This window comes from Salifodinibacter halophilus (assembly GCA_012999515.1).
Classification (GTDB): Bacteria; Pseudomonadota; Gammaproteobacteria; order Nevskiales; family Salinisphaeraceae; genus Salifodinibacter; species Salifodinibacter halophilus.
Map to the genome: position 1 here is coordinate 1 of JABEEB010000386.1, position 260 is coordinate 260.

The window sequence follows — 260 nt, forward strand, 5'->3', positions numbered from 1 at the left end:
GCGGTGGGGATCGGCCTGGCCCGCGCCGACCTGGACCGCGACTGCGCGCAACCGCAAACGCGCGAGACCTTGCGCGCCGCCGCCGCCGCGACCTGGCGCGCCGGCCTGGGCTGGAACCATTGCGCCTGCCACGGCGACGCCGGCAACGGCGAATTGCTGGCGCTGGCGATCGACGCCGGCGTCGGCCCCGACGGCGTGTCCAAGACCGATCTGCTGGCGACCCTGGTGACCGGGCTGGAACAGCACGGCCCCTATTCGGG

1 protein-coding gene is annotated in these 260 nt (G+C 75.0%); it reads left to right on the forward strand.

Annotated elements, in window-relative coordinates; genetic code table 11:
- Window positions 1-260, forward strand: a 260-nt coding sequence (locus HKX41_12135) for a hypothetical protein (GenBank protein ID NNC24884.1), incomplete at both ends; no start/stop codon positions are given.